At 72.8% G+C, this 13,138-nt stretch carries 10 protein-coding genes; 5 read left to right on the top strand and 5 right to left on the bottom strand.

Features of this window, described 5'->3' with window-relative positions:
- Nucleotides 1–82: 82 nt before the first annotated feature.
- Both ACFPIJ_RS59645 and ACFPIJ_RS59640 read right to left on the bottom strand, forming a co-directional pair.
- Complete coding sequence (locus ACFPIJ_RS59645; RefSeq protein WP_380128456.1) at nt 83–2,659, bottom strand: ABC transporter permease; 2,577 nt, start codon at nt 2,657–2,659, stop codon at nt 83–85.
- The gene (locus ACFPIJ_RS59640) at nt 2,656–3,381 is read right to left on the bottom strand and encodes an ABC transporter ATP-binding protein (RefSeq protein ID WP_380128455.1); all 726 of its coding nucleotides are present in this window, start codon (nt 3,379–3,381) and stop codon (nt 2,656–2,658) included. Before ACFPIJ_RS59640 ends, ACFPIJ_RS59645 begins: the two co-directional genes overlap by 4 nt.
- Before the next feature lie 172 nt (nt 3,382–3,553).
- Here ACFPIJ_RS59640 and ACFPIJ_RS59635 point away from each other — a divergent pair, with 172 nt between their 5' ends.
- Nucleotides 3,554–4,960 (top strand): ricin-type beta-trefoil lectin domain protein, encoded by a 1,407-nt coding sequence (locus tag ACFPIJ_RS59635; protein ID WP_380128454.1) that lies wholly within the window; start codon nt 3,554–3,556, stop codon nt 4,958–4,960.
- Between the two features lie 199 nt (nt 4,961–5,159).
- Entirely contained in the window at nt 5,160–6,206 is a 1,047-nt protein-coding gene (locus tag ACFPIJ_RS59630) for a pectinesterase family protein (protein WP_380128453.1), read from the top strand.
- Nucleotides 6,207–6,430: 224 nt separating this feature from the next.
- Here the strand turns inward: ACFPIJ_RS59630 and ACFPIJ_RS59625 are convergent, their stop codons facing one another.
- A complete protein-coding gene (locus ACFPIJ_RS59625) occupies nt 6,431–7,630 on the bottom strand; it encodes a PucR family transcriptional regulator (protein WP_380128452.1) in 1,200 nt (399 codons plus the stop codon).
- Between the two features lie 66 nt (nt 7,631–7,696).
- Here ACFPIJ_RS59625 and ACFPIJ_RS59620 point away from each other — a divergent pair, with 66 nt between their 5' ends.
- Nucleotides 7,697–8,767 (top strand): ferredoxin reductase, encoded by a 1,071-nt coding sequence (locus tag ACFPIJ_RS59620; RefSeq protein ID WP_380128451.1) that lies wholly within the window; start codon nt 7,697–7,699, stop codon nt 8,765–8,767.
- 18 nt (nt 8,768–8,785) lie between these two features.
- A complete protein-coding gene (locus ACFPIJ_RS59615) occupies nt 8,786–9,925 on the top strand; it encodes a fatty acid desaturase family protein (RefSeq protein WP_380128450.1) in 1,140 nt (379 codons plus the stop codon).
- Here ACFPIJ_RS59615 and ACFPIJ_RS59610 read toward each other — a convergent pair whose 3' ends face one another.
- Nucleotides 9,926–10,162 carry a DivIVA domain-containing protein gene (locus ACFPIJ_RS59610; protein WP_380128449.1) on the bottom strand — a complete coding sequence of 79 codons (237 nt, stop codon included), beginning with the start codon at nt 10,160–10,162 and terminating at the stop codon, nt 9,926–9,928. It abuts the gene before it with no gap.
- A gap of 50 nt (nt 10,163–10,212) precedes the next feature.
- Between ACFPIJ_RS59610 and ACFPIJ_RS59605 the strand changes: the two genes are divergently transcribed.
- Entirely contained in the window at nt 10,213–10,929 is a 717-nt protein-coding gene (locus ACFPIJ_RS59605; protein WP_380128447.1) for a polyamine aminopropyltransferase, read from the top strand.
- Here the strand turns inward: ACFPIJ_RS59605 and ACFPIJ_RS59600 are convergent.
- Nucleotides 10,922–12,898: an endo-1,4-beta-xylanase gene (locus tag ACFPIJ_RS59600; RefSeq protein WP_380128446.1), complete on the bottom strand. Its 1,977-nt coding sequence runs from the start codon at nt 12,896–12,898 to the stop codon at nt 10,922–10,924. The two genes, ACFPIJ_RS59605 and ACFPIJ_RS59600, sit on opposite strands and share 8 nt — an antisense overlap.
- Nucleotides 12,899–13,138: the final 240 nt, after the last annotated feature.

Raw genomic sequence — 13,138 nt, 5'->3', positions numbered from 1 at the left:
CGGTCTTCCTTCTGGTCCCACGCGCGTGATCGACCCGGCGACGGCCGGGTCGCCGGCCATGAAAGGCCGGCGACCGCCGTGCTCACTGGTCGTCGGCGAGGGCGGGCAGGGCCCGGCGGCGCAGCAGCACCCGGGCCGGGAGGACACCGGCGAGCAGGCCGAGCGCGGCGACACCGGCGGCCATGGTCGCGTACGTCGCCGGGTCGACGACCACCCGGAACACGCCGTCCTGCGCGACGCTGAACGCGCCGACGACGACCCCGGTGATGAGCGCCCCGAGGGCCAGCCCGGCGGTGACGACGATGAGCGCCTCGCGCGCCGCCAGCCGGTGCAGCTGCCCGGTGGTGGCGCCGGCGAGCCGGAGGTCGGCGAACTCGCGGCGCCGGCCGGTGGTGGCGATGGCGAACGTGTTGAGGATCGCGATCGCGGTGAACCCGAGCGTCACCACGACCATGAGCTCCCAGGCGCCCTGCTGCTCCTGCGCGTCGCCGGCGGCCTCGGTGGCGCTCGACGGGGTCACGACCACGCCCGGCACGGCGGCCCGGATCCGTTCGGCGGTGCCGGGGTCGTAGCGGACGCTGATGCCGCGCACCAGTCCGCGCGGGTCGTGGGCGGCGACGAGGGCGGCGGGCAGGACCGCGTCGCCGAACCCGCGGGACCGTTCGTAGACGCCGGTGAGCCGCAGCCGCACGCGATGACCGTCGGCGAGCCGGAGCTCGACGTCCTGCCCGACGGTCCAGCCATACAGGCCGGCCAGGTACCGGCTGGCCGCGAACGCGCCGTCGGAGAAGCCGCCGGCGGTGAACCCGAGGTCGAGCGCGGCCTGCGTCCCCGTGGTGAGCAGCCCCTGCGCGACGTGGTCCTCGGGCTTGCCGCCGGCCACGACCACGATCCGGGTCGGCACGGTCGCCGCCGCGCCGGTGACCCCCGGCACCGCCATGACGGCCTCCGCCGTGCCGAGGGCGAGCCCCTGCGGCGCGGTCACCTGGGCCGTCGCGGATGCGGTCCGGGCGGCCTGCTCGCCGGCCGTGATGCCGGTGAGCATCCGGCTGTTGAGCAGCATCGTGGCGTTGATCGCGAACATCAGCACGAGCGGCACGGCGACGGCCGCGACCCGGCGCGGTTCGGCCCTGGTGACCTGCGCCGCGAGCCGGCCGACCGGGCCGGCGCCGAGGAGCCGCGACACGACGGCCGTGAGGGGCCGCACCGCCAGGGGGCCGAGCGCGGCGACGGCGCACAGCAGCAGCGCGCTGGACACGAAGCTCATGCCCATCCCGAACGGCCCGCCGAGCGGCACGAACGTGAGCACGGCGACGGCGCCGCCGGCCGCGACGACGGCCGCGAGGACCCTGGTGAACCATCCGCCGGCGGGTGCCCCGGCGGTCTCGGTGAGCGCCTGGGTCGGTGCGATGCGGGCCGCGCGGCGCCCGGCGATGCGGGCCGCGACGGCGGTGACCAGCAGCCCGGCGGCCGCGGCGGCGATGAGGACGAGCGGGTTGATCTGGACGGTGAACTGCGGCGGGACGGCGCCGAGCCGGCGGAACCGGGCCGCGACGGCCTCGGCGGCGACGATGCCGAGCGGCGCGCCGGGGATCGCCGCGCACCCGGCCAGCAGCAGGCTCTCCAGGCTCAGCAGGCGGCGCAGCTGGCCCGGGGTGGCGCCGGCGGTCCGCAGCAGGGCGAGTTCCCGCAGCCGCTGCCGGACGCCGAGGGTCACGGTGCCGGTGAGCACGAACACGGCGGCGAACGCGGTGATGCCGATGAGGAACCCGAAGATCGAGATCGGGGCGATGTAGTCCGGCAGCGCGCCCGGCAGGTCGGCGCGGACCCGGTCATCGCCGGTCAGGACGGTGACCGCCCCGATGACGGTGCTCCCGCCGGTGACGGCTTGTCCGGTGACGGCTTGTCCAGCGACGGCCTGTTCGACGGCGGCGCGCAGATCGCCGGCGCCGGGCGCGGCGAGGATGCCGACAGCGGTCGGCCCGTCCAGCCCGGACAGCGCGGCGGCCTCGGCGTCGGCGACGAACAGCGCCCCCTGCGCGGGCAGCCCGTCGCGGCCGGCGGGTGCGGCGATCCCGGAGATCCGCAGGGTCCGCACGCCGGTGCGGCTGGTGACGGTGACCTCGGCGCCGGCGGTCAGCCCGGCCCGGGTGGCGAGGTCGGCGTCGAGGACCGCCTCCCCGGGTCCGGGTGGGTTGCCGTTGCGCATGGTGTACGGCGTGAGCCCGGCCGACGCCCAGCCGTGACCGACGACGGGGGCACCGTCGGCCCCGCGCAGCGCCCGGCCTTTCGCGGTGACCTCGACGGGGAACGCGAGGTCCGGCACCGCCGCGGCGACCCCGGGCAGTGCCGCGAGCCGGTCGGCCAGGCCGGCGGGCAGCGTGCCCGCCCCGGTGAGCCGCTCCGTCTTCACCTTCCGCTTGACCTTGTCCTTGTTCTTTTTCTTCTTGTGGGTGACCGTCTCGACGGTGACGGCGCGCTCGCCGGACACGACGACCGCCGCGGCGGCGAACCGGTCCGCCGGTGGTTTCGCGGTGAGGACCGACGCGAGCAGCAGCCCACCGCCGGACAGCAGGGCGACGGCGAGCACCGCGGCGAGGAACGTGCCCGCGTACGCGCCGCGGTGCCGGCGCAGCGTGCCGATGGCGAGGCGGATCATCGGGCGCTCACCGCCGTCATGCGCGCCGCGACCAGGTCCGCGGTGGGTGCGGCCAGTTCGCCCGCGACCTTGCCGTCGGCGAGGAAGACGACCCGGTCCGCCCACGCCGCGGCGGCCGGGTCGTGGGTCACCATGACGATCGTGGCGCCGAGCCCGTCGACCGCCTCCCGCAGCAGCTGCAGCACCTCCCGGCCGGTGGCGAGGTCCAGGGCGCCCGTCGGCTCGTCGGCGAAGATGACCTCGGGACGGCCGGCGAGGGCCCGGGCGAGGGCGACCCGCTGGCGCTGGCCGCCGGACAGCCGGGCGGGCCGGTCGTCTTCGCGGCCCGCGAGCCCGACCCTGCGGATGACGTCCTTCGCCCAGCCACGGTCTGGCCGTACCCCTGCCAACCGCTGTGGCAACAGCACGTTGTGCCATACGGAGAGCGAGTCCATCAGGTTGTAGCTCTGGAAGACGAAGCCGACCCGCCGGCGGCGGACCTGGGTCAACCGCGGCTCACGCAGCGCGCCGATCTCCTCGCCGGCGAGGACGACCCGTCCGGTGTCGGGCCGGTCCAGGCCCGCCGCGCAGTGCAGCAGGGTCGACTTGCCCGAGCCGGATGGTCCCATCACCGCGCAGAACGAGCCGGCGGTGAACGCCACCGACACCCCGTCCAGGGCGCGGGCGCCGCCGCCCGGGTAGGTCTTCGTCACGTCGAGCACCTCGACGACCGCGTTTCTCATGCCGTTCAGCCTGGTCGGGGCGGCCGGCGGGCAACACACGGCGGACCTTGCTCTTCAACGGTGGGGAAACCCCTACCAGCGATGTAACGCATTGACCGGCGTCATGGTCGGGGTGACACTGGCGGGACAGGGTGACAACGATGTCACCATCCGGCCGCCACCGGGAGTGTCCATGAAACGTGCCATCCCCCATCCGCCCCGCATCCTGCTCGCCGCCGCCGCACTCGTGCTGGCCGTGGCGGGCCTGAGCGCCCCGTCCTCCGCCGCCGTCCCATCCACCTCGCTGCCCGCCGACGACCCCGCCCGGGGCCTGCTCTACGGCGGCTTCAAGGCCGGCACCGGCCGCTGCGCCGGCCTCCTGGAGGTCAAGGCCGTCCCCGGCGCCTGCACCCACGGCCCCGACGCACCGTTCCCCGGCCTGGACGTGACGAAGTCCGTGCCGCCGCTGACCGGGCTCGCGGTCAACCCGCTCAGCGTCGTCTGCGACGGCGACGGCGTCAGCGGCAACCGGGTCCAGGTGCTGTACGTGCGCGGCTCCGGCAACGCCGACCGCTACAACCAGTACCTGGCGTCGATCCGCACCTGGTCCTCGCAGGTCGACGACATCTACAGCGCGTCCGCCGCGCAGACCGGCGGCACCCGGCACGTCCGGTTCGTCACCGACAGCGGCTGCAACATCGCGGTGTCGAACGTGGCGATCGCCAACAGCGCGCTGAGCGACTTCGGCAACTCCGTCAACGCGATCAAGGCACTCGGCTACAACCGCACCGACCGCAAGTACCTGATGTACGTGGACGCCACGGCGCTGTGCGGCGTCGCGTACGTGACGCTCGACGACCAGCCGGGCCAGAACAACGCCAACAACTCCGGCGCGTCCTTCAGCCGGGTCGACTCGGGCTGCTGGTCGGCGGGTCCCGCCGCGCACGAGCTGACCCACGCCATGGGTGCGGTGATGAGCTCGTCGCCGAACCACACGGCGTACGGGCACTGCACCGACGACTACGACATCATGTGTTACAACGACGGCCCGGGCACGGTGATCCGGATCGTCTGCACCGACCAGGCCCAGGACAACCGCCTGGACTGCAACAAGAACGACTACTTCAACACCAACCCGCCGGCCGGCTCCTACCTGGCCACCCACTGGAACACGGCCAACAACCGCTTCCTCATCAGCGGCGGGGGCGGCGGCACCGGCGGCCCGCTCACGTTGATCGGCGTGGGCAAGTGCGTCGACGTCAACGCGGCCGGCACCGCCAACGGGACCAAGGTCCAGGTCTGGTCGTGCAACGGCAGCACCGCGCAGCGGTGGACCCTGCCGGGTGACGGCACGGTCCGCGCGCTGGGCAAGTGCCTCGACGTCAGCGCCAGCGGCACCGCCAACGCCACCAAGGTCCAGCTGTGGGACTGCAACGGCACGGGCGCGCAGCAGTGGACGTACGTCGCCGCCAGCCAGGCGCTGCGCAACCCGCAGTCGGGCCGCTGCCTGGACGACCCCGCCGGCAGCACCACCGACGGCACCCAGCTGCAGATCTGGGACTGCAACGGCACCAACGCGCAGCGGGTGACGCTGCCGTAGCGCTCCGGCTTCTCCGGCTTCTCCGGCTTCTCCGGCTTCTCCGGCTTCGAGGACCCGCCGGGAATGTTTCCCCCCTCCCGGCGGGTCTGCAGTTGTACTGACGGACCGCTCCGGCCCCGCCATGAAAACCCTTATGAAAGCGCATTCCTGCAACTGTTGCAGTCTTGTCGCGGCTGCAAAGGTTTGCAAAGCTCGATGGATGAGCTCCCGCCGCACTCTCATCGCCGCCGCCGCGCTGTGCGCGGCCGCCGCCACGACCGGGCTGCCCGCGACCCCGGCCGCCGCCTGGCCGGGCCCCTCCGTGACCGTCGCCACCGACGGCTCGGGCGACTTCACCAGCGTCCAGGCCGCCGTGGACGCCGTGCCCCCGGGCAACCCGGGACCGTTCACGATCAAGCTCAAGCCGGGCGTCTACCGGGGCCAGGTGATCATCCCGGCGGACAAGCCGCACATCGTCATGCGAGGCCAGGGCGCCGACCCCGGCCAGGTCGTGATCACCGACAACCGCGCCAACGGCACCCCGAAGCCCGAGGGCGGCACCTGGGGCACCTCGGGCAGCGCCTCGGTCACCATCTCCGGCGACGACTTCTCCGCCCGCAACCTGACCTTCGCCAACGACTTCGACGAGGCCGCCCACCCGGAGATCACCTCGAAGCAGGCGGTCGCCGTGCTCACCCGCGCCGACCGGCTCGTCTTCGACAACGTGCGGTTCCTCGGCAACCAGGACACCCTGTACGTCAACAGCCCCGACGCCGCCACCGTCAGCCGCGTCTACTTCCGCAAGTGCTACGTCGAGGGCGACGTGGACTTCATCTTCGGCCGCGCCACCGCCGTCTTCGACCGCTGCGAGATCCGCTCACTCAACCGAGGGTCGGCCACCAACAACGGCTACGTGACCGCGGCGAGCACCTCGATCGCCAACCCGTTCGGCTTCCTCATCGTCGGCAGCAAGCTGACCAGCGACGCCCCCGCCGGCACCGTCTTCCTCGGCCGGCCCTGGCACCCGAGCAACGACCCGAACGCGATCGCGCAGACGGTGATCCGCGACTCGACGATCGGCGCCCACATCGGCGCGGCCCCGTGGACCGACTTCGGCACCTGGTCGTGGCGGGACGCCCGCTACGGCGAGTTCCACAACCGGGGCCCCGGCGCGGCGGTCACCACCGACCGGCCCCAGCTGACCACCGAGCAGGCCACCGGCGCCACCATCGACGCCTACCTGACCGGCTGGCACCCCCAACGTTGAGCGACACCGGCCGAACCATCCGACACGTCGGCCTGACCGGCTGACACCCACAACGTTGAACGACACCAGCCGAACAACCCCGCCACGTCAGGGCGGAAACCGCAGCACGGATGGCCCCCGGTGGCGGCGCTCCTCTTACCCGGACGGTACTCCAACCGACCTAATCAACATCCCGTCCCATCACCCACTGTAGTACCCCCTGGCTCTCCGCAGATGCCGTCGTTTCATTCCGTGCTGTCGCCGACACCGAGGGCGACCGTCAGCAGCAGCACCCACTTCGGGTCGCGGAGGCGGTCGCCGTACAGCTCGCGCAGCCGCGCGACCCGGTACCGCACCGTTTGCGGGTGGACGAACAGTTCGGCCGCCACCTCGTCGCGGCGGCCCTGGTGCAACAGCCAGCTGCGCAGGGTCTCCACGAGCTTGCCGACCGTGGAGACCCGCTCGGCGGCGAGCGGCGCCAAGGCCCGTTCGCGCAGGTCGGCCAGGGCCCGCGGGTCGGCCGAGACGACCAGCGCGACCAGGTGCTCCTCCGTGTCCAGGGAGCCGGCGCCGGGGAACAGCCGGGACACCCGCACGGCCCGGTCGAAGGAGTGCCGGGCCAGGGACCACGGCACCGGCGGGCCGGTGACCGCGTCGTGCCCGGCGAGCAGCCGCAGCAGGTGGCCGCGGGCCGGGCCGTGCGCGTCGGGCACGAGCAGCACCGACGTGTCCCGCAGGTGCTCCACCGTGGTCTGCAGGGTCCGGCGGTCGAGCAGGTCGACGACGGGGCGGGCGGCCCGGATGTCGCTGTCGGGCAGCAGGACGGCGGTCAGCGTCTGCGGCGGCGTCCAGTCGGCGGCCTCCGCGGCGGCCGCGGCCGCGGCGACGGTCTGGGCGGGCTCGCCCGCCAGGAGGCTCTGTGCGAGCCGGTCCAGCGCCCGGCGGCGGGCCCGGCCGGAGGTCGCGAGCTCGTCGAAGTGGCCGGTGACGCTCGCCGCGGACAGCTCGTCGATGTAGGCGAAGACCAGCTCGGCGAACCGGGCCACGGCCGGGGCGGCCATCCCGGCGGCGACGGTGACCGCGGCCAGTTCCCGCCAGGCGACCCGGGCACCGACCCGGTAGGCGGCGAGGAGCGCGTCGAGGCTGCGGCCGGAGCGGGCCTCGCCCCGGCCGAGCGCGTACGCACCTTCGAGGGACGCCGCGAGGGGTGAGGGGCCGGCCTTGCGCGACGCGAGGTTGAGGAAGCCGCCGAGGGCGCCGCGGACCGCCATTTCGATCTTGGTGCCCATCTCGCCGGTGAGGGCGCCGGCGTACGCTGGGACCTCGGCGACGATGGCGGCGACGGCGTGGCCGGCGACCTCCGGCAGGGCGTGGCGCAGCGACTCGGCGGCGCCGGCCGGGAGCCGGAAGGCATCCAGTGCGCTTGTTTTGTCTTCGACGAACAAGAACCACGCCTCGATTCACGCGTCCCGGTCATGATTTTATGCTCAGACCTCCATCATGCTGGACTCATGGCCGCTACCCAAGCCCTCCGCGCCGGTGCCTGGCGGGTCGTCGAGCTCCTGACGACGCCGCTGGTGCCGGCCGACTACCTCGACGTGGTCGCGCCGTTGCGCAACCGCGAGGTGCTGCGGGCCAAGGTCGTGGCGGTCCACCCGGAGACCGACCGGGCGGTCACCCTCACCCTGCGGCCGGGACGCGGCTGGCGGCGACACGAGCCCGGGCAGTACCTGCGGCTCGGCGTCGACGTCGACGGCGTCCGCCTGTGGCGGGCGTACTCGCTGACCAGCGCACCCCACCGGCCCGACGGGCTGCTCACGGTCACGGTCACCGCGGTCGACGGCGGCGCGGTCAGCCGGCACCTCCTGGCGAAGGCACGGCCTGGCATGCTCCTCGGCCTGGAGCGCGCCACGGGCGACTTCACCCTGCCCGCACAGGACCCGGGGAAGGTGCTGTTCGTGACGGCGGGCAGCGGCCTCACCCCGGTGATGGGCATCCTGCGGTCGCGAAGCCTCAGCGACGCGGTGCTCGTACACTCCGCACCCACCGAAAACGACGTCCTCTTCAGGGATGAACTGCGCGCCCTGGAACGCGACGGGGCACTGAAGGTGGTCGAACGGCACACCCGCACCGACGGCCGCCTCACCCCACAAGACCTGCAAACGCACGTCCCGGACCTCGCGGAGCGGCACACCTGGGCCTGCGGGCCCAACGCGATGCTCGACGAGCTCACCGAGCACTGGGCCGGCCTCGGCAAGGCCGGGCAGCTGCACGTCGAACGCTTCCGCCCGGCGATCGTCACCGGAGCCGCCGGCGACGGCGGCACCGTCACGTTCCTGCGCTCCGGCAAGGCCGTCGAGAGCACGGACGGCACGCCGCTGCTGGAGGCCGGGGAGGCCGCCGGCGTGCTCATGCCGTCCGGGTGCCGGATGGGCATCTGCTTCAGCTGCGTGCTCCCCCTGCGCGAGGGTGCCGTGCGCGACCTGCGCGACGGCCGCCTCACCACCGCCACCGAGGGCGACAACGTCCTGGTGCAGACGTGCATCTCCGCCGCGGCCGGCCCGTGCCGCCTCGAAATCTAAGAAGGGCCCAACAGAAAAGTGACCACACTCCAGCGCAAGCCTGTCAACCCGGTCGGCCATCTCACCGCCGGGGACATCGAGGCGATCGGCCGCGAGCTCGACGCCATCCGCGACGAGGTCATCAGCAGTCGCGGTGAACGCGACGCGGCCTACATCCGGCGGGTCATCAAGGTGCAGCGCTGGCTGGAGCTCGGCAGCCGGGGCGTGCTGCTGTTCTCGATCCTGCCGCCGGCGTGGCTGGTCGGGACCGCGGGCCTGTCGGTGGCGAAGATCCTCGAGAACATGGAGATCGGGCACAACGTCATGCACGGCCAGTGGGACTGGATGCGTGACCCGAAGATCCACTCGACGACGTGGGAGTGGGACAACGCCTCGCCGTCGGAGCAGTGGAAGCACTCGCACAACGAGCTGCACCACACGTACACCAACGTCATCGGGCGCGACAACGACCTCGGCTACGGCATCATGCGGGTCGACGAGGACCAGCGCTGGCACCCGATCCACCTGGGCCAGCCGCTGTGGAACTTCGTCAACGCGTGCTTCTTCGAATACGGCATCGCCGCCTACGACCTGGAACTCGGCAAGAACCTCGCGACGAAGAAGCGCCGGAAGAACCCGCAGTTCAAGGCAGGCGTCAAGCAGGTGCTGCGCAAGATCGGCCGCCAGGTGGCGAAGGACTACGTGCTGCACCCGCTGCTGTCGGGCCCGTCGTTCCTGCACACCATCGCGGCCAACGCGACCGCGAACCTGGTCCGCAACCTGTGGACGCACTCGGTCATCATGTGCGGGCACTTCCCGAAGGGCGTGGAGACGTTCGAGAGGACCTCGATCGAGGGTGAGACCCGCGGCGAGTGGTACCTGCGGCAGATGCTCGGCTCCGCCAACATCTCCGGCGGCCGGCTCATGCACATCATGACCGGCAACCTGTCGTACCAGATCGAGCACCATCTGTTCCCGGACCTGCCGAGCAACCGGTACCAGGAGATCGCGCCGAAGATCCAGGACCTCTTCCAGCGGTACGGGTTGAGCTACACCACCGGCCCGTTGCCCAAGCAGGTGGGCTCGGCATGGGCGAAGGTCTTCCGCCTCGCGCTGCCCAACCGCCGGACCGCGCTGCCGGCGGTGGCGCCGGAGCGCGAGCCGGTGGGCGTCGCGTAGTTAGGAAGACATCCTGTCGTCCGGCCGGCCCTTGCCGATCCGGCGCAGGTAGTGGTCGACGGCCGCCTTGTCGTAGCCCCGCCAGGCGGCCGAAGGGAAGCTGACGGCGTTCGCCGCGGCGAGTGCCTTGGCCCGCCGGGAAGGATCGCCGGACTCCAGTTCCGCCGTGTTGGTCGCGATGAAGGCGTCGACCCGCGCCCGGTCGTACCCACCGAACTTGACCGGAAATTCACTCATGTTCCCAGTCTCCTCCCCGCGGGCGCCCGGCGCCACGATACGGTGCCCCGATGACCCGGCGGTTCGAAGAGCTCGACTGGCAGCAGACCCCGATCGGCGAGGTCAGCCTCCGCCGTCGGCGGGATCCGTCCCTCGAGGTCGAGGTGTACGAGGTGAAGCTCGGCGACGAATACCTCATGTCCAGCCTCTTCACCGTCGCTGAGGTCGCCCTCGCGACGCTGGGACTGGCCGCGCTGCCCGGCGGTCCGCTCCAGGTCGTCGTCGGCGGGCTCGGCCTCGGCTACACCGCCCACGCCGCCCTCGAAGACCCGCGGGTCGAGTCGCTGCTGGTCGTCGACTACCTGGACGCGGTCATCGGCTGGCACCGGCGCGGCCTGCTGCCGCTGTCGAGCGCGCTGACGGACGACCCGCGCTGCCGGCTCGTGCACGGCGACTTCTTCGCCCTCACCGCCGGCGACGACGGCTACGACCCGGCCGCGCCGGGCCGCCGCTTCGACGCGGTGCTGCTCGACATCGACCACTCCCCCTCGCACCTGCTGCACCCCGGCAACGGCGGCTTCTACACCGTCGCCGGGCTGCGCCGCCTCGCCGGGCACCTGCGCCCCGGCGGGGTGTTCGGCCTGTGGTCCAACGACCCGCCGGACGACGCGTTCACCGCCACGCTCGGCGAGGTGTTCGCCGGTGCCCGCGCCGAGGTCGTCGCGTTCGACAATCCCCTGCAGCGCCGGCAGTCGACGAACACCGTCTACGTCGCGCACCTCAACTGACGGTGCAGGCCGTGCCGTTGAAGGTGAAGGCGGCCGGCCTGGCGTTGCCGCCGGTGTAGCCGGCCAGGAAGCCGAAGTTCACCGCGGCGCCGGTCGCGACGGTGCCGTTCCAGGCGGCGTTGGTGGCGCTCACCGCGGCGCCGGTCTGGGTGACCGTCGCTCCCCACGCCTGGTTGACGCGCTGGTCACCGGCGAACGTCCAGCGCAACGTCCAGCCGTTCACGGCGGCGCCGGTGTTGGTGACCGTGACGTCGCCGACGAACCCGCCGCCCCAGTCGTTGGTGGTGTACCGCACCGCGCACCCGGCCGGGCCACCCTGCGACGGTGACGCGGACGGCGACCCAGACGGCGACACGGAGCGCGACGCAGACGGCGACACGGACGGCGATCGGGACGGCGACACGGAGACGGACGCCGAGGCCGAGGCCGACGCGGACGACGACACCGGCGGGCCCTCGGTCTCGATCGTGACGTCGTCCAGGTACAGGTCGCCGGTCGTGTCCGTGGTCTCCAGGTACACCGACAGCGCCGTCGCGCCGGGCAGGAACAGGTAGTCGCCGCTGAGCCGGGTCCACGACGTGCCGATCGCCGTGTTGGCGCTGACGTTCTCGTAGCGGGTCGCGGTGCCGTTCTGCCGTTGCATGCTGAGCCGGGCGGTGCCCGTGCCGGACGCCGTGCGCGCCCAGGCGCTCACCGTGTAGAGCTTCCCCGGCGCCAGGAGGTCCAGCACGGGCCGGGTCGGGCCCTGCCACGTCGCGGTCCGCCCGGACGACAGCACGCTGCCGGTGCCGCCGTGCGCGACCGTCGTCACCTGCGTCGTGACCTCGCTGCCGCGGGAGCCCCAGCCGGCCAGCCCGCTCTCGAACGGGAACGACGCCACGCTCACCTGGCTCGGCACCGGCGGCGGCGCCGGGACGGTCGCGGTGCCGCCGAGCGCCTCGACCACTGCCGTGTACGCGGGCCTGGCCCGCCACTGCTCGTCGAACAGCAGGGCCGCGCCGTAGCCGGGGAAGAACGCGGGGATCCACGAGTCGACCTCGCCGACGCCCCACGTGGTCACGCCGGTGCAGCCGGCGACGGCGGCGCACGCCCCGACGACCGCCCGGTAGTCGGAGGCCTGCTGGGTCAGCTCGGCGGTGTCGGCGGGCAGCGGGATCCGCACGTCGAGCTCGGTGATCTCGACCTTCAGCCCGAGCGCGGTGAACCGTTCGATGTTCTGCCGCAGCGTCGACGGGACCTGCCCGACGATCAGGTGCGCCTGCAGGCCGACCCCGTCGATCGGGACGCCGGCCGCCTGCAGCCGCTGCACGAGGTTGTACAGGCCGGTGCTCTTGGCGTTGACGCCCTCGACGTTGTAGTCGTTGATGAACAGTTTCGCGGCCGGGTCGGCGGCGCGGGCGGCGGTGAGGGCGTCGGCGATGTAGGACTCGCCGAGCCGGGTGTACCAGACCGAGGAGCGCAGCGTCCCGTCCTCGTTGAACGGCTCGTTCACCACGTCCCACTGCGCGACGTCGCCGGCGAAGTGCCCGGCGACCCCGGTCACGTGGTCGATGAGCACCTGCCGTTGCGCGGCGGCGGTGCGGTCCGTGCTCACCCACGACGGCAGTTGGCTGTGCCACACGAGCGTGTGCCCGCGCAGCCGTTTGCCGGTCGCGGCGGCGTAGTCGGCGATGGCGTCGGCGGCGGCGAAGTCGAACTGGCCCTGCGTGGGCTCGGTGGCGTCCCACTTGCCCTCGTTGCCCATCGTCACCGAGTTGAACTGGGCGTCCGCGACCTGCCGCCACTGGCTCGACGCGAGGGTTCTGACCCCGGCCGCGGTGCCGATGTGGAAGCCGCGCGCAGTGGCGACCTGCGCGAGGGTCTGCCCCGCCGACGCGGCGAGCACGGGCAGCACGGCCGCGACCAGTGCGCCCGCGGCGGCGACGACCCCCACGGTCCGTGCGTGGCGGGTCCATGATCGATGGTTCATGCCGGTCGCTCCCAGGGGTCCGTCGGTACGGCGGCGCCCACGAGAGCACGTGCACCCGTCCCGGGACAACCCGCCGCCGCCCCGGGCCCAGCTCACCGCGCCGCAAGCAATGAAAGATGCACACCACCCGTGATCCGGAAGACCTCGCACACCCCTGAGTACACAAACCCTTCCGGATCACGAGACCCGGCAGCGCCGCGGCTGCTTCAGTGATCCGGAAGACCTTGGGTGCCGCGGGGT

Source organism: Dactylosporangium cerinum (assembly GCF_042653625.1).
GTDB lineage: Bacteria > Actinomycetota > Actinomycetes > Mycobacteriales > Micromonosporaceae > Dactylosporangium > Dactylosporangium cerinum.
Note: the sequence above shows the minus strand (reverse complement) of the source record. Positions and strands in the feature narration are given on the sequence as shown.

Excerpts from the sequence above, each read along its gene's own strand:
- ACFPIJ_RS59645 (WP_380128456.1), bottom strand. The coding sequence starts at position 2,659 with ATGATCCGCCTCGCCATCGGCACGCTGCGCCGGCACCGCGGCGCGTAC.
- ACFPIJ_RS59640 (WP_380128455.1), bottom strand. The coding sequence starts at position 3,381 with ATGAGAAACGCGGTCGTCGAGGTGCTCGACGTGACGAAGACCTACCCG.
- ACFPIJ_RS59635 (WP_380128454.1), top strand. The coding sequence starts at position 3,554 with ATGAAACGTGCCATCCCCCATCCGCCCCGCATCCTGCTCGCCGCCGCC.
- ACFPIJ_RS59630 (WP_380128453.1), top strand. The coding sequence starts at position 5,160 with ATGAGCTCCCGCCGCACTCTCATCGCCGCCGCCGCGCTGTGCGCGGCC.
- ACFPIJ_RS59620 (WP_380128451.1), top strand. The coding sequence starts at position 7,697 with ATGGCCGCTACCCAAGCCCTCCGCGCCGGTGCCTGGCGGGTCGTCGAG.
- ACFPIJ_RS59610 (WP_380128449.1), bottom strand. The coding sequence starts at position 10,162 with ATGAGTGAATTTCCGGTCAAGTTCGGTGGGTACGACCGGGCGCGGGTC.
- ACFPIJ_RS59605 (WP_380128447.1), top strand. The coding sequence starts at position 10,213 with ATGACCCGGCGGTTCGAAGAGCTCGACTGGCAGCAGACCCCGATCGGC.
- ACFPIJ_RS59600 (WP_380128446.1), bottom strand. The coding sequence starts at position 12,898 with ATGAACCATCGATCATGGACCCGCCACGCACGGACCGTGGGGGTCGTC.